The following is an 18,725-nucleotide window of genomic DNA, read 5'->3' as shown; positions in this document are numbered from 1 at the left end:
CGGTCAGCCCACCGCCAGCCGGGCGGCCTCCTCCGCGCAGCCCCAGGCCACGGTGACCCCCGCGCCACCGTGTCCGTAGTTGTGCACCAGCCGGGCGCCCCCGGGCAGCGGTACGGCCTCCAGCCGGACCCGGGGGCGCACGGGGCGCAGCCCCACCCGGTGTTCCAGCACCCGCGCCCCCGCGAGCGCGGGGTGGATCCGGGCGCAGCGCGCCACGATGGCCTCCGCCTCCGCCGGATCGGGGCGCAGATCCCAGTTGTGCTCACTCGTCGTACCGCCGAGCAGCAGGCCGTACGGCTGCGGCATCACGTACGTCATGTCGGCGGAGCCCCGCAACGACATCACGAACCACTCGTCGATCCCCGGGTTCTCCACGATCACCACCTGCCCGCGCGCCGGATACAACGACGCGTCCGGCACCAGCTGCCGCGCGCCCATCCCGGTGCAGTTCACCACGACCGGCGCCTCGGCCGCGGGCTCGTCGAAGCCGATGGTGGCACGCCGCTCCACCGTGCCGCCCGCCGCGCGCAACCGCTCCTTCAGATACCGCAGATGGACGGGCATGTCGATCAACGGGACAGTGGCCCGCAACCCCTGGCCGACGCCGCCGGGCAGTTCATCCGCACGCGCCTCGCGCAACCCCTCGACCCGGGACGCCCAACTGCCCAGCTCCGCGGGCCCGGTGTCGGCCATCACGCCCGGGACGATACGCACTCCGGTCCTGTCCGGGTGTTCCGCGAACCGCTCGTACCTGCTCAGCGACTGTTCCATCCATACGCCGACCCGGTCCACGGGCTCGATGCGATACGGCCAGAAGAGCGCCCCCGCCACCGCGGATGTGGTCCGCCCCACCGGATCGCGGGTCCACAGCCCGACCCGGTGACCGCTCTCGGCGAGTACCAACGCCGTTGTCAGACCTATGACTCCGCCACCCAACACGAGCACATCGCTCTTCCTGCCGTTCATGTGCGGACCGTAGCGGAATCAGGGTTCCAAGGCGCATTCCGCTACCGAGGACAGGCCAGGTCGGCGCATTCCGCCGGACGGTGGCGTTCGCCGTCGCCCGGCGCACAATCCGGCGGGCTTCCTCCGAGCAGCACGAGGGCGTGTGGTGAACGTCCCGCCTGGCCTGCGGGCGGACGTCGCTGCTTCCGCCACACGCCCTAGAATCTGCGGTCTGATGACTGCCACCCTCGTAGCCAAAGATCTCGCCGCCGGCCACGGCGACCGCTCGCTCTTCTCCGGGCTCGACCTGGTCGTCGCGCCCGGTGACGTGATCGGACTCGTGGGTGCCAACGGCGCTGGGAAGTCCACGCTGCTCCGGCTGCTCGCCGGACTGGACACCCCCGAGGACGGGGCGCTCGGCCTCTCCCCGCCCACCGCCGAGGTCGGCCACCTTCCCCAGGAGCCGGAACGGCGCGCGGGGGAGACCGTACGGGACTTCCTCGGCCGTCGTACGGGCGTAACCGCCGCCCAGACCGCCCTGGACGAGGCCACCCAGGCACTCGTCGACGGCGCCCCGGGCTCCGACGACGCCTACGCCCTCGGCCTGGAGCGCTGGCTCAGCCTCGGCGGCGCCGACCTGGACGAACGGGCCGAGGAGATCGCCGCCTCGCTCGGCCTGACCGTCGGCCTCGACCAGCCCATGACCACCCTCTCCGGTGGCCAGGCCGCCCGCGCGAGTCTCGCCTCGCTCCTGCTCTCGCGGTACGACATCTTCCTCCTCGACGAGCCCACCAACGATCTCGACCTCGACGGCCTGGAACGCCTGGAGACCTTCGTCTGCGGCCTGCGGGCCGGCACGGTCGTCGTCAGCCACGACCGCGAGTTCCTGACCCGCACGGTGACCAAGGTGCTCGAACTCGACCTGGCCCAGCAGAAGATCACCCTGTTCGGCGGCGGCTACGAGGCGTACCTGGAGGAGCGGGAGACCGCACGGCGCCATGCCCGCGAGGAGTTCGAGGAGTACGCGGACAAGAAGGCGTCCCTGGAGACCCGGGCGCACACCCAGCGGTCCTGGATGGAGAAGGGCGTCAAGAACGCCCGGCGCAAGGCCACCGACAACGACAAGACCGGTCGCGGTCTGCGCACGGAATCCACCGAGAAACAGGCCGCCAAGGCCCGCCAGACCCAGCGCATGATCGAACGCCTCGATGTCGTCGAGGAACCGCGCAAGGAGTGGGAACTCCGGATGGAAATCGCCGCCGCGGACCGCTCGGGGGCCGTCGTGGCGACACTGGACGCCGCCGAGGTCAGCCGTGGCGGCTTCCACTTCGGCCCCGTCTCGCTCCAGATCGACCGGACCGACCGCGTCGCCATCACCGGCCCCAACGGCTCCGGCAAATCCACCCTGCTGGCCGCCCTCCTGGGCCGCCTCCCCCTGGACGCGGGCCTCGCGACCCTGGGTTCGGGCGTGGTCGTCGGCGAGGTCGACCAGGCCCGCGCCCTCTTCCACGGCCCGGAAACCCTGCTGGACGCCTTCCGCCCGGCCGTCCCCGACACCGAACCGGCCGAAATCCGCACCCTCCTCGCCAAATTCGGCCTGAAATCGGGCCACCTGCTGCGCCCCGCGACAACCCTCTCCCCGGGCGAACGCACCCGCGCGGCCCTCGCGCTCCTCCAGGGCCGAGGCGTCAACCTCCTGATCCTGGACGAGCCGACGAACCACCTGGATCTGCCGGCCATCGAACAACTGGAGTCCGCGCTGGACTCGTACGACGGCACACTGCTACTGGTGACCCACGACCGCCGGATGCTGAACGCGGTACACACGACGAGGCGCCTGGACGTGGACAACGGCAAGGTGACAGAGCGCTGACCACCGCCCCCCGCCGGACGGCACGGCGCACCCCGCAAGCCAGACCCCAAGCGAGACCGCAAGCCAGAGGCCTCAGCCCCGCCCCCGGCCCCCGCCTCCGCGCCCACCCCGCTCAGGATCCGTCAGCCCCGCCCGCCGCAACGCGTCAGCCATCGCACTGTTCGCCGGCGCGGGCGCACCCTGTCGCTTGGCGCCACCGCCGCCACCCGCACCGCCGCCACCGCCCGCGCCACCGCGGCCACCGCCACCCCCGGCCCCCTGCCGAGGCCGCGGAGGCCGACCGCCTCCGCCACCACCGGACCGCTCCCGCACCGCTCCCGCCGGCTTCGCCGGCCCCTCGTCGTCCAGCCTGAGCGTCAGCGAGATCCGCTTGCGCGGGATGTCGACGTCCATCACCTTCACCTTGACCACGTCACCCGGCTTCACCACTTCCCGGGGGTCCTTCACGAACGTCCTGGACATGGCCGAGACATGCACCAGGCCGTCCTGGTGGACGCCGACATCGACGAAGGCGCCGAACGCCGCGACGTTCGTGACGACACCCTCCAGCACCATCCCGGGGGACAGGTCGCCGATCTTCTCGACGCCGTCCTTGAACGTCGCCGTCTTGAAGGCGGGACGAGGGTCACGCCCCGGCTTCTCCAGCTCGCGAAGGATGTCCGTCACGGTCGGCAGGCCGAAGGAGTCGTTCACGAAATCCCCGGCCTTCAGGGACCGCAGCACCGCCGCGTTGCCGATCAGCGAAGCGACCTCGCCGCCGGTCGTCTTCACCATCGACCGCACCACCGGATACGCCTCGGGGTGCACACTCGACGCGTCCAGCGGGTCGTCCCCACCTCGGATACGCAGGAAGCCCGCGCACTGCTCGTACGCCTTCGGGCCGAGCCGGGCCACGTCCTTGAGCGCGCGTCGCGAGCGGAACGGCCCGTTGGTGTCGCGGTGGGTGACGATGTTCTCGGCGAGTCCGGTGCCGATGCCGGAGACGCGGGAGAGCAGGGGCGCGGACGCGGTGTTCACGTCGACTCCGACGCCGTTCACACAGTCTTCGACGACCGCGTCGAGCGAGCGCGACAGCTTCACCTCGGACAGATCGTGCTGATACTGGCCGACGCCGATGGACTTGGGGTCGATCTTCACCAACTCGGCGAGCGGGTCCTGGAGCCGGCGGGCGATGGAGACCGCGCCACGGATCGAAACGTCCAGGTCGGGCAGTTCCTGGGAGGCGAAGGCGGAGGCGGAGTACACGGAGGCGCCGGCCTCGGAGACCATCACCTTCGTGAGCTTCAGCTCGGGGTGCTTGGCGCACAGCTCCCCGGCGAGCTTGTCGGTCTCGCGGGACGCGGTGCCGTTGCCGATGGCGATCAGGTCGACGTCGTGGTCCTTCGCCAGCCGTGCCAGCTTCGCGAGCGACTCGTCCCACTTGTTCGCCGGGACGTGCGGATAGATCGTGTCGGTGGCGATGACCTTGCCGGTCGCGTCGACGACGGCGACCTTCACGCCCGTACGGAACCCGGGGTCGAGCCCGAGCGTGGCGCGGGTGCCGGCCGGAGCGGCCAGCAGGAGGTCGCGGAGGTTCGCGGCGAACACCCGTACCGCCTCGTCCTCGGCGGCCGTACGAAGGCGCAGCCGCAGGTCGATCCCGAGGTGCACCAGGACGCGGGTCCGCCAGGCCCACCGGACCGTGTCCGTGAGCCACTTGTCGCCGGGACGGCCGCGGTCGGCGATGTCGAAGCGCCGGGCGATCATGTTCTCGTACATGGTCGGACCGGGCTGCTCCGACGGCTCCTCGGGCTCCAGGACGAGGTCGAGGATGTCCTCCTTCTCACCGCGGAACATGGCGAGCACGCGGTGGGAGGGCAGCTCGGGGAAGGCCTCGGCGAAGTCGAAGTAGTCGGCGAACTTGGCGCCGGCCTCCTCCTTGCCGTCCCGTACCTTCGCGGCCAGCCGGCCACGCGTCCACATGCGCTCGCGCAGCTCACCGATCAGGTCGGCGTCCTCGGAGAACCGCTCGGTGAGGATGGCGCGGGCGCCTTCCAGCGCGGCGGCGGGATCCGCGACGCCCTTGTCCGTGTCGACGAACGCCGCTGCTGCCGCGAGCGGTTCCACCGAAGGGTCGCTCAACAGCCCCTGGGCGAGCGGCTCCAGGCCGGCCTCGCGGGCGATCTGTGCCTTCGTCCGCCGCTTGGGCTTGAACGGCAGGTAGATGTCCTCCAGCCGCGCCTTGGTGTCGGCGGCCCTGATCCGCCCCTCCAGGGCGTCGTCGAGCTTGCCCTGCTCGCGCACGGACTCCAGGATGGCGGTCCGCCGCTCCTCCAGTTCCCGCAGGTAACGCAGCCGCTCCTCGAGGGTGCGCAGCTGCGCGTCGTCGAGCATCTCGGTCGCTTCCTTGCGGTAGCGCGCGATGAACGGCACGGTCGATCCGCCGTCGAGCAGCTCGACGGCCGCCTTCACCTGCCGCTCCCGTACGCCGAGTTCCCCGGCGATCCTGCTTTCAATGGACGTCGTCACGATCACGCTCCGCTGTTCTGTGGTCCGCCGTCTGCATTGTGGCAGGTGGCGGTGACATCGGCGGGCGCAACCGGCCCCGAACGGTTCGGGGCCGGGGCCGGGGACGAGCCGGGGCCGGATCGGCCGGCGGCCCCCGGTGCGTCGGCGACCGGGCTCAGCGCTTGCCGATGAGGTCCGCCGGGAACGCCCCGTTCTCCCGTGCGGCCGCCAGGAAACCACCGGCGAGTTCGGTGAGACGGGCCACGCCGGCCTCACCCAGGTGTTCGTACGGCGCCTGGTCCAGCCGGTCGGTCTCGTCCTCCAGGTTCTTGCGCAGTTCCGTCCCGGACGCGGTCAGCTCGCCCTCGGCGTCCAGCAGTCCGCGCTCACGCAGCCGCTCCAGGGCCGCCTCCCACTCCTGCGGTGTCCAGCCCCGGCTGGCGAGGATCCACTTCGGCGACATGCCCCGGCCGCTCGCGGCGTGGCTGGCGAGTGCTTCGAGGGGGTCCAGCCGAGCGTTCAGCAGGGTGGTCAAGTGGCCGTCGCCGCGGTGCTCGCGCAGCAGTGTCGCGGCGTGCCAGAACGCCAGGTGCGGCGCCTCGGGCACCGGCAGGTCGGCGTTGGCGGCGTACAGCGGACGCGCCGGACGCTCGCACGCCTCGGTGGCCCGCAGCGCCAGTTCCGCCGCCTCCGCCAGCTCCTTGGAGGCTATGGCCTCCTCGCCCAGCAGCCGCCGCAGTACCGAGTCGACCGCGCGCAGCCGCGCCTCCAGGGCGTCCTGCGGCGAAATGGTGTCCCACACGTGGGGGACGTGGCGGGCCACGAGATCGTGATTGAAGTTGTAGAAGGTCGCGGTGACCGCACCCGCGCCGACCCGTCCCAGCGGTGCCGACCGGGCCGCGAAGTAGACGGTGCTCCGGTCCTCCACACCAATGTGCGCGAACTCGCGTCCGGGGTCGGGGGCGAAGTAGAAGGTCGAGTGGAGCGGGTTGACGACGGCGTGACATCGGCGTGCGGCTTGTTCGGGAAGAGTGGTCATGCCCGTACGTTACCGACTGGTTGGTACGCGCAACAGGGTGGGCCGATCAGGGCCTGTCCGGCGGATCTTCTCGGGTCCACGACGACGTGGTGACATCAGCCGCTGCCGCGCGGGCCGCACCTCGCCGCGTTGTCGGAGTCGTCCACGTACGTCCGGTTCCATCGACGATGCCGATCCTCCGCCTTGCGCGGCACGGCACCGGACGCCGCGGCCTGATCCGCGAAGACCCGTCGGACCGGCCCTGGGCAGGAAAGGAGGGGTATTCGTCATTGCGGCCATCGGCTCGCGGGCCGAGGATGGCTGTCATGACTGAGCGATTCGTGCTGGTCGTCCTCTTCGGCGGAGTCCAGAGCCTCGATGTGACGGGCCCTGTGGAGGTGTTCGCGGGCGTCGGTCTCGACGCCGGTGACCAGGACGCCTATCTGATCCGTACCGCCTCGCTCGACGGCGCTCCCGTACGGACCTCCAGCGGGCTCACGATCGTCCCCGACATGGCCCTCCCCGATGCTCCGGACCCGCACACGCTGATCGTGCCCGGGGGCCAGGGCAGCCGGGCGCCCGACCCGCAGTTGATCGACTGGCTGCGTGAGCGGGCGCCGCGCGCCCGACGGCTGGTCTCGGTCTGCACCGGCGCCCTGCTGCTGGCCGAGGCCGGACTGCTGGACGGACGCCGCGCGACGACTCACTGGGTCGCCACCGACCACCTGGCCAGGAACTATCCCGCCATTGACGTCGATCCGGACCCGATCTACGTACGGGACGGCCCGGTGTCCACTTCCGCCGGCGTCACCTCGGGAATCGATCTCGCGCTGGCCCTCGTCGAGGAGGACCTGGGCCGGGAGGTGGCCCTCGGCATCGCCCGCAGACTCGTGGTCTTCCTGCGACGCCCCGGCAACCAGGCCCAGTTCAGCGCCCAGCTCGCCGCGCAGACCGCGCAGCGCGAGCCGCTGCGCGAGGTGCAGAGCTGGATCAGTGAACATCCGGACGGCGATCTGTCGGTCGAGTCGCTGGCCGTCCGGGCCCGTCTCTCACCACGCCATTTCGCGCGGGCCTTCCGCGCGGAGACCGGCGCGACCCCGGGCCGCTACGTCGAGCACGTCCGGCTCGAACACGCCAGAAGGCTGCTGGAGGACAGCGTCGACGGGGTCGAGGAGATCTCGCGCGCCTGCGGCTACGGCACTCCGGAGGCCATGCGTCGCGCCTTCGTCAAGGCCCTCGGGACAGCCCCCGCCGAATACCGTCGCCGGTTCCGCCCGGGAGAGCGCTCCTCAGCCGTCCCTCTCCCGAAAGCCGTCCCCCTCCCCAAGGCCGTCCGACTCCCGCAGGCCACCCCGGCGCACGCGGACCACGCCCCGCCACCGTGACGCGCCCGCCCCGCACTCCTGTCGCGCCCCGGGGCGCAAGGCCCCCGGCCTCGCCTCTCGCCGCACGCCGGAACCCGTATCCCGCCCATCGAAAGGCACGGCCATGCAGATCGCCATCCTCCTCTTCGACGGCTTCACCGCGCTCGACGCCGTAGGCCCCTACCAGATGCTCTGCCGCCTCCCCGACGCCGAAACCCTCTTCGTCGCCGAGCGGACCGGTGCCTTCCCCGACGACTGCGGCGGTCTCTCGCTCGTCGCGGAGAGGACACTCGGTGAGGTCACCGCCCCGGACATCGTCGTGGTGCCCGGTGGCCCGGGACAGACGGGGCAGATGGGGAACGAGAAGCTTCTCGACTGGCTGCGCGCGGTGGATGTCACCACCACGTGGACCACCTCCGTCTGCACCGGGTCCCTGCTGCTCGCCGCCGCCGGACTGCTCCGTGGACGACGCGCCACGTCCCACTGGCTGGCCCTGGACTCGCTCCGGGAGTTCGGCGTCGAACCGACCGGTGAACGTGTGGTCACCGACGGCAAGTACCTGACGGCCGCCGGTGTTTCCTCCGGTATCGACATGGGGCTGACCCTGGCCGGTGTGCTCGCGGGCGACCGGTTCGCCCAGTCCGTACAGCTGATGACCGAGTACGACCCGCAGCCGCCGTACGACGCCGGATCGCCGGACAAGGCGCCCGCCGACCTGGTCGAGAAGCTGCGCGCGACGAGTCGTTTCTAGACGAGCCGTTTCCGAGCGGGGGATGGCGACCGGCCGCCACTCAGGGGCGGACGCCCCCGCCGAAGCGCGGCTCGCGGCGCTCCAGGAACGCGGTGATCCCCTCCGCGGTGTCGCCGCTGCCGCGCGCCCGCTCCGTCCAGTACGCGTCCCGCTCCCTCTCGTCCTCCTCGCCGTCGGTACCGCCGGAGAGGAACTCCTTGGCCGCGGCCTGGGTCGGCTGTGAGCGGGACACCAGGACCCGGGCGAACTCCGCGACCCGCTTCCCCAACTCCCCGTCCGGCAGCACCTCTTCGGCGAGCCCGGTCCGCAGCGCGTGCTCCGCGCCGATCAACTCGGCGGAGAACAGTAGGTATTTGGCGGTCGCGGGCCCCACGAGCGCGGCCAGCCGCCGGGTGGACGACGCCGGATAGACGATCCCGAGCCGCGCCGGAGTGACCCCGAACCACGCACTTTCCTCGGCGAACCGCAGGTCGCAGGCGACGGCCAACTGGCAGCCGCCACCCACGCAGTAGCCGCGTACGGACGCGATGGTCGGCTTGGGGAAAGCGGCCAGCGCCTCCTCGGCCGCCACCGCCAGAGCCCGCGCGTCCTCGCCCGGCTCCCGCAGCGAGGCGATGTCGGCGCCCGCGCAGAAGGTGTCGCCCTCGCCGGTCAGTACCAGCACGCGTACGGCGGGATCATCCGCCAGCCGCCCGAGCAGCGGCGGCAGTTCCCGCCACATCCGTGCCGTCATGGCGTTGCGTTTCTCGGGATGGCGCATCACCACGGTCGCGATGCCGTCGGCGGCGGTGTGCAACAGCTGTGGCTCCATGAGCCGGATGCTATCCCCGGCGAGCGCGGGCCCAAGAACCGGCGAGCGCGGGCCCCGAGTATCGGCGGGCGCGGGCCCAAGAACCGGTGAGCGAGGGCCCGATGCCCGGTGGCCAAGGCCCGAGTAGGGATGGCAGAAGGCCCGGGAACCGGCGTCCGACGGCCTGGCACGGGTGACCGAGGACCGAGAACCGGCGACCGAAGACTCACGCCCACGAGGACAGCCTCAAACGTTCCCGAACCGCCAGCGGAAGATCAGCGGCGACCGTGCCAAGGATGTGATCGCTCGGATGCGGTCGAACTCCACCAATAACGGTTGACTTCTGTTCAATGGCCCGGAGCCGACCAGCCGTTCCCAACACTCGACAGCCGATGGACCACACGGTCGACCGAGAGGATGGGTGCTGCGGGATGGAGAGCCTCGGGAGTGTTCCGGCCCGGCCGGGCCGGCCGCTGTCGTACGAGGGAGTGTGGCGGTTCACCGTTCCCGCCGTAGACGTCTCCGTGCCGCGGACCAGGCACGCCGTACGCGATCTGCTGAGACGACGGCGGGTGCCGGCCGGGGACGGCGTCGTCCAGGGGCTGCTGCTGATCGTCTCCGAGCTGGTCACCAATGCCGTGCAGCACGCTGTCCTGCTCTCGCCGGAGATCGGCGTCGAGGTCGCCGTCGGCGCGCAGTGGATCCGGGTGTCGGTCGAGGACGACCATCCCTACCGGCCCACGGCGCTGGAGAGGGACCATGCCCGGACGGGCGGGCGCGGGCTGCTGCTGGTCCGGGAGATCACCCACGAGGCCGGCGGCGGATTCGATGTCGAGCACACCGCCGCCGGCGGCAAGGTCATCTGGGCGGTGCTGCCCTTCACGCCTCCGCTGGTCCCCCCGCCCCCGCCTCGGGGAAAACTTCCCCCACCCGCCCGGGAGCCCGTCCGGGAGAGCGTCACCAGCCCAGAGCAGGTCCTGTGAGCTCTCTGATCGCCGGGCGTGCCGTGTCCAGGACGGTCATGAACCACGCCGAGAACGTGGCCTCGGCGTGCAGCTCGGCCAGTTCCGCCGAGGTGACGAACGCCGTCTCGCCGATCTCCTCCGGGTCGGGCCGCAGCGGCGACTGCGCCAGCCCGACGAAGAGGTGGTTGTACTCCTGCTCGACCAGCCCCGACTCGGGGTCCGGGTGGTTGTAGCGCACCGTGCCCGCCTCGGCGAGCAGCGAGGGCGAGATGCCCAGCTCCTCGTACGTACGGCGGGCCGCCGCGGCGAAGGGCGCCTCTTGGGGGTAGGGGTGCCCGCAGCAGGTGTTCGACCAGACGCCGGGGGAGTGGTACTTGCTCAGCGCACGGCGCTGGAGCAACAGCCGCCCCTGCTCGTCGAAGAGGAAGACGGAGAACGCCCGGTGCAGCTGCCCGGGTGGCTGATGAGCCGCGAGCTTCTCGGCGGTGCCGATGGTGTTGCCGTTCTCGTCGACCAGCTCCAGCATGATCTCTTCCTCTGCGCCGCTGGACTGCGCGCCGTTCGACGAGCTCTTCGCCGTAGTGATTGGTGTGGTCGGCATAACCATCCTTCGCTTCGGGCCTCGGCGCCCAAGTCTGCCGTACAAGACCTCCGTGTTGGCACTTCGGTCGTGTGGGCATGTCCGTTCGTTCCCTTCACCGCGCGGCGGTGAAGGGAACGTCGGGGCGATGGCCGCGGCCGGTCGGCGCCGATCAGGCACGGAGTCGGCTGGTCAGGCACGGGGGTCAATGGCAGAGCTTCGCCTCGTGCTCCGCGTGGCCGCTGGGCTCCAGCTGGAACGTGCAGTGTTCGACATCGAAGTGGTGGCCGAGACATCCCTGAAGGTCGTGGAGCATCTTTTCGTGCCCCACCGTGTCCAGCGCGTCCTGGTCCACCACCACATGTGCCGAGAGCACGGGCATGCCCGAGGTGATCGTCCAGGCGTGGAGGTCATGTACGTCGGCCACACCGGGCAGGGCGAGCATGTGTGCCCGGACCTCGCCCATGTCCACGTCCTTGGGGGCCGACTCCAGAAGGACGTTCAGCGTCTCGCGCAGCAGTTTGACCGTACGCGGAACGATCATGAGGCCGATCAGCAGGCCCGCGATCGGGTCGGCCGTCTGCCAGCCCGTGGCCAGGATGATCCCGGCCGACACCAGCACCGCGAGCGAGCCGAGTGTGTCCGCCAGCACCTCCAGGTACGCCCCGCGCACATTGAGGCTGTCCTTCTGCCCCTGTACCAGCAGGGAGAGGGAGATCAGATTGGCGAACATGCCGATGAGGGCGAAGACGATCGTCAGCCCGCTCCTCGTCTCGGGCGGCACGATGAAACGCTCGATCGCCTCGTACAGAAGGAAGCCGCCGACGCCGAGCAGCAGCACACAGTTGGCCAGCGCGGCGAGGATCTCGGCGCGCGCGAAGCCGAAGGTGCGGTTCTCGGTCGCGGGACGGGCGGCGAAGTGGATCGCCAGCAGCGCCATCCCGAGCCCCACCGCGTCCGTCGCCATGTGTGCCGCGTCGGCGATCAGGGCGAGGGAGTCGGCGGCGATACCGCCGATGATCTCCACCACCATCACGGACAGCGTGATCGACAGAGCGATCCGCAGCCGGCCCCGATGCGCCGCGGTGGCGGTACCCGCCGGCGGTCCGTGTGTGTGTCCGTGGTTGTGCCCTGCCCCCATGAAGACGCCTCCTGGCTGTCCGGAAGATCTGCCGACCACGCCAGTGAACTACGGGTGGGGGGTATAGGCAACACGGGACTGAACACCGTTGTCATGTGCCCTGACCTGCGGAAATGTCAGTACGTGGGGGCGCGGGCCCGGAGAGGGAAGGGAGCGCAGGTCAGAGCACACGTCGAAGCGTCGATCAGGTCATCCGACCGGTGTCGCCGGGTGGCGCAGCCGCCAGCCCTCCCAGGCGGACTCGACCATCTCGCGCACTCCGCGCGTCGCCGTCCAGCCCAGCTCCTCGGCGATCAGCTCCACCGAGGCGACGGCCCGCGCGGCATCACCGGCACGGCGCGCCTCGACCACCGGCTCCGAACGGTCGCCGGTGACATCCGCCACCAGATCGGCCAGCTCGCGTACCGAGACGCCCTCGCCGCGGCCGATGTTGACCGTGAGATCCCCGCCGGCCGCCGGGTCGGCCAGCCGCCGGGCGGCGGCGAGGTGCGCGTCGGCGAGATCCGCGACATGGATGTAGTCGCGCACGCAGGTGCCGTCCGGCGTCGGATAGTCGGCACCGAAGATCCGCGGCGCCTCGCCCCGGCTGATCCGGTCGAAGAACATCGGGATGATGTTGAACACTCCGATGTCGGACAGCTCGGGTTCCGCCGCGCCCGCCACATTGAAGTAGCGCAGACAGCCGGTGGCGATCGAGTGCGCCCGCCCGGTCGCCCGTACCAGCCACTCGCCCGCCAGCTTGGTCTCGCCGTACGGATTGATCGGTACGGCCGGGGTGTGCTCCGTGATCAACTCCACATCCGGCACTCCGTAGACGGCGGCGGAGGAGGAGAAGAGGAAGCGCCCGACTCCCGCCGCGACGACGGCCTCCAGGAGCACGGTCAGACCGTGCACGTTCTCCCGGTAGTACATGAGCGGCTGCTCGACGGACTGGCCGACCTGCTTCTTCCCCGCGAGGTGCACCACACCGGTGACTCCGTGCCCGCTGAGCGTACGGTCGATCAGCTCCCGGTCCAGCAGGGAGCCCCGTATCAGCGGGATGTCGGCGGGCAGCCGTTCGGCGACGCCGGTCGACAGGTCGTCGAGAACGACGACCCGCTCACCGGCCGCGGTCATGGACCGCGCCACGTGTGCCCCGATATAACCCGCACCGCCTGTGATCAGCCATGTCATCCCGCCACCATAGGTGCCCCGCGCGATGGGCGGACGACCCGCGAGGGCCTCGGGCTCCCCGGCCCCCTGAGGCATACCCGTGGTTTGTGGGGCGGGGCACCGATCGACAATGATGATCTCCACTTGGGCTTTCGCGGACCGGACCATGGCGTCCGGACCGTAAACGGTCGGTGAACTCGGCCTTCCAATCATCCGATAGCCTCTGCCGACGTGCCGCCGCCCGCACTCCGGGTCAAGTCGCCGCGCACCCAGCCCTGTCAGCGTCAAGGAGTGAGTTCGTCTGTCGACCGCCATCCTCACCGGTCCCCCGGTACCCGGATCGCCGCTCGACGGCCATCTGCGGTCGCTGGGTTTTGACGTACGTACCGCGCCTGACGCGGACGCGGCCCGGAGCCTGCTCGCCTCGGCCCCGGCGGCCGAACGCGTCGCCCTGGTCGACTCCCGCTTCGTCGGTCACGTCCACGCCCTGCGGCTGGCTCTGACCGACCCGCGCTTCCCGGCCGCCGCCGTGCCCGGCGCGCTCACCGCTCAGCCTGAGGCCCGCGCCGCCCTGCTGCGCGCCCTGACGGCCGTGACGGACGACGGCGCCCGGACGCAGGCCGAGGACGGCGCCCGGACACCGACCGATACCGCACACGAATCCGACCGGGCCTCCGCCACCGCCGTGGCTCCGTGCGAGCCGCTCGCCGACCGGGTCGCCACCGAGATCGACAGCGAGGGCACCGGCGTCACCCGGCCCGAGCTGGGTTCGCTCGTCGCCGCCGTACCGGCCGACGCGTCCGCCCGGGAACAGGCCGAGGCCGCCGTCGCCGCCGTGGACGACGAAGCCGTACGGCTGCGCTCCGCCGTGAAGGCCCGCGACGGCTTCTTCACCACCTACTGCATCAGCCCGTACTCCCGCTATCTCGCCCGCTGGTGCGCCCGGCGCGGGCTGACCCCCAACCAGGTCACCACCGCGTCGCTGGTCACCGCCCTGATAGCGGCGGCCTGCGCGGCCACCGGCACCCGCGGCGGATATGTCGCCGCCGGTCTGCTGCTGCTCTTCTCGTTCGTCCTGGACTGCACCGACGGGCAGCTCGCCCGCTACTCGCTCCAGTACTCCACGATGGGCGCCTGGCTGGACGCCACCTTCGACCGCGCCAAGGAGTACGCCTACTACGCGGGCCTCGCGCTCGGCGCCGCCCGGGGCGGTGACGACGTATGGGCGCTGGCGCTCGGCGCGATGGTCCTCCAGACCTGCCGCCATGTCGTCGACTTCTCCTTCAACGAGGCCAACGCCGACGCCACCGCGGCGAACGCCGCGGGCAAGGCGGTCGTCGGCACCCCCACCGCCGCGCTCTCCAGCCGGCTCGACAGCGTCGGCTGGACCGTGTGGGTCCGCCGCATGATCGTGCTGCCGATCGGCGAGCGCTGGGCGATGATCGCCGTGCTGACCGCCGTGACCACACCCCGGATCGTCTTCTACGCGCTGCTCGTCGGCTGCGCCTTCGCCGCCTGCTACACCACCGCGGGCCGCGTCCTGCGCTCGGTGACCCGCAAGGCCACCCGAACCGCACGGGCCGCCCAGGCCCTGGCCGACCTCGCCGACTCGGGACCGCTCGCCGGGGGCGTCGCCGCGCTGCTGCGCCGCCCGGCCCGGCGGCTCCCCGGCCCGCTGCCGTTCCTGATCGCGTTCGCCGGCGGCGCCGCGGTCGTCGCCACGGCGGCCTTCGCGCCGATCGACGGCCCCTGGCCCGTGGTCGCCGCCCTGGGATACGTCCTGACCTCGGGTCTCGCCGTCGCCCGCCCGCTGGGCGGTGCGCTCGACTGGCTCGTACCGCCGGTGTTCAGGGCCGCCGAATACGGCACCTTCCTGGTGCTCGCCGCCCGCTCCGAGGTGAACGGAGCCCTGCCGGCGGCTTTCGGGCTGGTGGCGGCCGTCGCCTACCATCACTACGACACGGTCTACCGCATTCGCGGCGGCACCGGTGCGCCGCCCCGCTGGCTCGTCCGGACGATCGGCGGACACGAGGGCCGCACGCTGGTGGTGACCGCACTCGCCGCCGTCCTCGTGACGCGCGGCAGCGACTTCCCCCTGGCTCTCACGGTGCTCGCGGCTGCCGTCGCGCTGGTCGTGCTCATGGAATCCATCCGGTTCTGGGTGTCCTCCGGAGCCCCCGCCGTACACGACGAAGGAGAACCCGCATGATCGGCCTCGTACTGGCCGCCGGTGCCGGACGGCGTCTGCGCCCCTACACCGACACCCTCCCGAAGGCCCTCGTGCCCGTGGACCCGGCGGGCGAGGGGACCACCACGGTCCTCGATCTGACGCTGGGCAACTTCGCCGAGGTCGGCCTGACCGAGGCCGCGATCGTCGTCGGCTACCGCAAGGAGGCCGTGTACGAGCGCAAGGCCGCCCTGGAGAAGACGTACGGCCTCAAGCTCACCCTGGTCGACAACGACAAGGCCGAGGAGTGGAACAACGCCTACTCGCTCTGGTGCGCGCGTGACGTCCTCGCTCAGGGCGTGATCCTCGCCAACGGCGACACCGTGCACCCGGTCACCGTCGAGAAGACCCTGCTCGCCGCCCGGGGCGAGGACCGGAAGATCATCCTCGCGCTCGACACGGTCAAGCAGCTGGCCGACGAGGAGATGAAGGTCATCACGGACGGCGCCCGGGGCGTGCGCCGGATCACCAAGCTGATGGACCCTGCCACCGCCACCGGTGAGTACATCGGGGTCACCCTGATCGAGGCCGGGGCCGCCGCGGACCTCGCCGACGCGCTGAAGACCACCTTCGAGCGGGACCCCGACCTCTACTACGAGGACGGCTACCAGGAGCTGGTGAACCGCGGCTTCACCCTCGACGTGGCCCCCATCGGCGACATCCCCTGGGTCGAGATCGACAACCACGACGACCTCGCGAAGGGCCGTGAGATCGCGTGCCAGTACTGACCCGGCTCATCCCGTCCCCGGTCGTCGTGGACATCAGCCGCGGCGCCCTGGACGATCTCGCCGGGCTCCTGGCCGACCAGCGGATCTCCGGCTCCGGCAAGCTGTCGATCGCCGTCAGCGGCGGCTCGGGCCAGGCGCTGCGCGAGAGGCTCGCGCCAGTGCTGCCCGAAGCCGACTGGTACCCCGTCGCCGACGGCACGATCGACTCGGCGGTCCAGCTCGCCGACGACATCAAGGGCAAGCGGTACGACGCCGTGGTCGGGCTCGGCGGCGGCAAGATCATCGACGTGGCGAAGTACGCGGCGGCCCGGGTCGGCCTGCCGATGGTGGCCGTCGCCACCAACCTCTCGCACGACGGCATCTGCTCGCCGGTGTCCATCCTGGACAACGACAACGGCCGGGGCTCCTACGGCGTCCCCACCCCGATCGCCATGGTCGTCGACCTCGCGGTCATCCGGGACGCGCCGGCCCGCTTCGTCCGCTCCGGCATCGGGGACGCCCTCTCCAACATCTCGGCGATCGCGGACTGGGAGCTGGCGCACCGGATCAACGGCGAGCCGGTCGACGGCCTGGCCGCAGCCATGGCCCGGACGGCCGGCGAGGCCGTGCTGCGTCACCCCGGCACGGTCGGCGACGACGAATTCCTCACCGTCCTCGCCGAGGCGCTGGTCCTCTCCGGTATCGCCATGTCGATCAGCGGGGACACCCGCCCCTCGTCCGGCGCCTGCCACGAGATCAGCCACGCCTTCGACCTGCTCCACCCCAAGCGGTCCGCGCTCCACGGCGAGCAGGTCGGCCTCGGCGCCGCCTTCGCCATGCATCTGCGCGGCGCCCACGAGGAATCACAGCTGTTCGCGGAGGTCCTGCGCCGGCACGGTCTGCCCGTGCTGCCCGAGGAGATCGGCTTCTCCGCCGACGAGTTCGTACGGGCTGTCGCCTACGCGCCGCAGACCCGCCCCGGCCGCTTCACCATTCTTGAGCACCTAGACCTGTCCACCGACCAGATCAGGGACGCGTACTCCGAATATGCCACGACCATCAGTAGCTGAACTCCGACCGGTTGTTCACCCGGAGGGAGTGAAGGACCGGCGCAGCGGAGAGCACTGGGCCGGGCGACTGTACATGCGGGAAATCTCGCTGCACATCGACCCGTACCTGGTGAACACCAAGATCACGCCGAACCAGCTCACCTACCTCATGGTGGTCGTGGGTGTCATCGGCGGTGCCACGCTGCTCGTGCCGGGACTCACCGGCGCGATCCTCGCGGTGGTGCTGTTCCAGATCTACCTGCTGCTCGACTGTGTCGACGGCGAGGTGGCCCGCTGGCGCAAGCAGACCTCCATCACCGGTGTCTATCTCGACCGGGTCGGCCACTACCTGTGCGAGGCCGCCCTCCTCGTCGGCTTCGGGGTGCGCGGCGCGGACGTCTTCCACCAGAACGGCACGTCCACGAACTGGCTGTGGGCCTTCCTCGGCACGATCGCCGCGCTCGGCGCCATCCTGATCAAGGCCGAGACCGACCTGGTCGACGTGGCCAGGGCGCGGAGCGGACTGCCGGCCGTCAAGGACGAGGCGTCCGCGCCCCGCTCCTCCGGCCTGGCCCTGGCCCGCCGGGCCGCCGCCGCGCTCAAGTTCCACCGGCTGGTCGGCGGTATCGAGGCCAGTCTCTTCATCCTCGTGGTCGCGATCGCCGACACAGTCCGGGGTGATCTGTTCTTCAGCCGTCTCGGTATCGCGGTCCTCGCCGCTATCGCCGTCCTCCAGACTCTGCTGCACCTGGTCTCCATCCTGGCGTCCAGCAGGCTGAAGTGAGTGAGGTGCGGCTCGGCGCGGTGATCATCACGATGGGTGACCGCCCCGGCGATCTGCGCCTCCTGCTCGACTCGGTCGCCAAGCAGGAGGGCGACCCGATCGAGGTCGTCGTGGTGGGGAACGGTGCCCCGGTGGGCGCCGTTCCCCCCGGGGTACGGACCGTCGAACTGCCCGAGAATCTCGGTATCCCCGGCGGGCGCAACGAGGGCATCGAGGCTTTCGGCCCGGCCGGCTCGGACGTGGACGTCCTGCTCTTCCTGGACGACGACGGCTCGCTGCCGAACACGGACACCGCCGAGCTGATCCGCGAGGCCTTCTCGGCCGACCCCGCACTCGGGATCGTCAGCTTCCGGATCACCGACCCGGAGACCGGACTCACCCAGCGACGGCATGTCCCGAGGCTGCGCGCCTCGGACCCCCTGCGGTCGTCCCGCGTGACGACCTTCCTCGGCGGCGCCAATGCCGTACGGACGAAAGTCCTGGCGCAGGTCGGCCCCCTGCCGGGCGACTTCTTCTACGCCCACGAGGAGACCGACCTGGCCTGGCGCGCCCTGGACGCCGGCTGGATGATCGACTACCGCGCCGACATGGTGCTCAACCACCCGACGATGCCCCCGTCCCGGCACGCGGTCTACCACCGCATGGTGGCCCGTAACCGGGTCTGGCTGGCCCGCCGTAATCTCCCCGCGCCCTTCGTCCCGCTCTATCTCGGGGTGTGGCTGCTGCTCACCCTGGTCCGGCGCCCCTCCGCGCCCGCGCTCAAGGCGTGGCTCGGCGGGTTCCGGGAAGGCTGGGCGACCCCCTGTGGTCCCCGTCACCCCATGAAGTGGCGTACGGTATGGCGGCTGACCCGGCTGGGCCGACCGCCTGTCATCTGACAAGCTCGGTTCTG

16 protein-coding genes are annotated in these 18,725 nt (G+C 71.1%); 9 read left to right on the top strand and 7 right to left on the bottom strand.

Annotated elements, in window-relative coordinates:
- Positions 1 to 3 precede the first annotated feature (3 nt).
- The gene (locus ACIOJD_RS17295) at positions 4 to 966 is read right to left on the bottom strand and encodes an NAD(P)/FAD-dependent oxidoreductase (RefSeq protein WP_401914045.1); all 963 of its coding nucleotides are present in this window, start codon (positions 964 to 966) and stop codon (positions 4 to 6) included.
- 214 nt (positions 967 to 1,180) lie between these two features.
- Here ACIOJD_RS17295 and ACIOJD_RS17290 point away from each other — a divergent pair, with 214 nt between their 5' ends.
- Complete coding sequence (locus tag ACIOJD_RS17290) at positions 1,181 to 2,818, top strand: ABC-F family ATP-binding cassette domain-containing protein (protein WP_401914042.1); 1,638 nt, start codon at positions 1,181 to 1,183, stop codon at positions 2,816 to 2,818.
- A 72-nt stretch (positions 2,819 to 2,890) separates the two neighbouring features.
- Here the strand turns inward: ACIOJD_RS17290 and ACIOJD_RS17285 are convergent, their stop codons facing one another.
- On the bottom strand, positions 2,891 to 5,326 hold the full coding sequence (locus tag ACIOJD_RS17285; RefSeq protein WP_401914039.1) for a Tex family protein: 2,436 nt from the start codon (positions 5,324 to 5,326) through the stop codon (positions 2,891 to 2,893).
- Positions 5,327 to 5,480: 154 nt separating this feature from the next.
- Positions 5,481 to 6,344: a hypothetical protein gene (locus tag ACIOJD_RS17280; RefSeq protein WP_401914038.1), complete on the bottom strand. Its 864-nt coding sequence runs from the start codon at positions 6,342 to 6,344 to the stop codon at positions 5,481 to 5,483.
- Between the two features lie 305 nt (positions 6,345 to 6,649).
- Between ACIOJD_RS17280 and ACIOJD_RS17275 the strand changes: the two genes are divergently transcribed.
- Together ACIOJD_RS17275 and ACIOJD_RS17270 are read left to right on the top strand one after the other, a co-directional pair.
- The gene (locus tag ACIOJD_RS17275; RefSeq protein ID WP_401914037.1) at positions 6,650 to 7,708 is read left to right on the top strand and encodes a GlxA family transcriptional regulator; all 1,059 of its coding nucleotides are present in this window, start codon (positions 6,650 to 6,652) and stop codon (positions 7,706 to 7,708) included.
- A gap of 103 nt (positions 7,709 to 7,811) precedes the next feature.
- A complete protein-coding gene (locus ACIOJD_RS17270; RefSeq protein WP_401914034.1) occupies positions 7,812 to 8,438 on the top strand; it encodes a DJ-1/PfpI family protein in 627 nt (208 codons plus the stop codon).
- 40 nt (positions 8,439 to 8,478) lie between these two features.
- Here ACIOJD_RS17270 and ACIOJD_RS17265 read toward each other — a convergent pair whose 3' ends face one another.
- Positions 8,479 to 9,249 carry an enoyl-CoA hydratase/isomerase family protein gene (locus tag ACIOJD_RS17265; RefSeq protein WP_401914033.1) on the bottom strand — a complete coding sequence of 257 codons (771 nt, stop codon included), beginning with the start codon at positions 9,247 to 9,249 and terminating at the stop codon, positions 8,479 to 8,481.
- A 410-nt stretch (positions 9,250 to 9,659) separates the two neighbouring features.
- On the opposite strand from ACIOJD_RS17265, the gene ACIOJD_RS17260 reads away from it, so the two are divergent.
- Entirely contained in the window at positions 9,660 to 10,211 is a 552-nt protein-coding gene (locus ACIOJD_RS17260; RefSeq protein WP_401914030.1) for an ATP-binding protein, read from the top strand.
- Here ACIOJD_RS17260 and idi read toward each other — a convergent pair.
- From idi to galE, 3 genes are all read right to left on the bottom strand, one after another.
- Complete coding sequence (gene idi / locus ACIOJD_RS17255; protein WP_401914027.1) at positions 10,186 to 10,794, bottom strand: isopentenyl-diphosphate Delta-isomerase; 609 nt, start codon at positions 10,792 to 10,794, stop codon at positions 10,186 to 10,188. The genes ACIOJD_RS17260 and idi overlap by 26 nt on opposite strands.
- 184 nt (positions 10,795 to 10,978) lie before the next feature.
- Complete coding sequence (locus ACIOJD_RS17250; protein ID WP_401914024.1) at positions 10,979 to 11,914, bottom strand: cation diffusion facilitator family transporter; 936 nt, start codon at positions 11,912 to 11,914, stop codon at positions 10,979 to 10,981.
- A 189-nt stretch (positions 11,915 to 12,103) separates the two neighbouring features.
- Entirely contained in the window at positions 12,104 to 13,087 is a 984-nt protein-coding gene (galE, locus tag ACIOJD_RS17245; RefSeq protein ID WP_401914023.1) for a UDP-glucose 4-epimerase GalE, read from the bottom strand.
- A gap of 280 nt (positions 13,088 to 13,367) precedes the next feature.
- Between galE and ACIOJD_RS17240 the strand changes: the two genes are divergently transcribed.
- From ACIOJD_RS17240 to ACIOJD_RS17220, 5 genes are read left to right on the top strand one after another with little or no spacing between them, the layout of a single operon-like run.
- Positions 13,368 to 15,275: a DUF5941 domain-containing protein gene (locus ACIOJD_RS17240; RefSeq protein ID WP_401915479.1), complete on the top strand. Its 1,908-nt coding sequence runs from the start codon at positions 13,368 to 13,370 to the stop codon at positions 15,273 to 15,275.
- Positions 15,272 to 16,021, top strand: coding sequence for a sugar phosphate nucleotidyltransferase (locus tag ACIOJD_RS17235; RefSeq protein WP_401914021.1), 750 nt, complete (start codon positions 15,272 to 15,274; stop codon positions 16,019 to 16,021). Before ACIOJD_RS17240 ends, ACIOJD_RS17235 begins: the two co-directional genes overlap by 4 nt.
- Entirely contained in the window at positions 16,009 to 17,070 is a 1,062-nt protein-coding gene (locus tag ACIOJD_RS17230) for an iron-containing alcohol dehydrogenase family protein (RefSeq protein WP_401914019.1), read from the top strand. The genes ACIOJD_RS17235 and ACIOJD_RS17230 overlap by 13 nt, the downstream gene beginning before the upstream one ends.
- Positions 17,048 to 17,833, top strand: a complete 786-nt coding sequence (locus ACIOJD_RS17225; RefSeq protein ID WP_401914016.1) for a CDP-alcohol phosphatidyltransferase family protein — start codon at positions 17,048 to 17,050, stop codon at positions 17,831 to 17,833. The genes ACIOJD_RS17230 and ACIOJD_RS17225 overlap by 23 nt, the downstream gene beginning before the upstream one ends.
- 5 nt (positions 17,834 to 17,838) lie before the next feature.
- Complete coding sequence (locus tag ACIOJD_RS17220) at positions 17,839 to 18,711, top strand: glycosyltransferase family 2 protein (RefSeq protein WP_401915476.1); 873 nt, start codon at positions 17,839 to 17,841, stop codon at positions 18,709 to 18,711.
- The last annotated feature ends 14 nt before the right edge of the window (positions 18,712 to 18,725 follow it).

The organism is Streptomyces sp. NPDC088116 (genome assembly GCF_044741745.1).
Taxonomy (GTDB): Bacteria; Actinomycetota; Actinomycetes; order Streptomycetales; family Streptomycetaceae; genus Streptomyces.
Note: the sequence above shows the minus strand (reverse complement) of the source record. Positions and strands in the feature narration are given on the sequence as shown.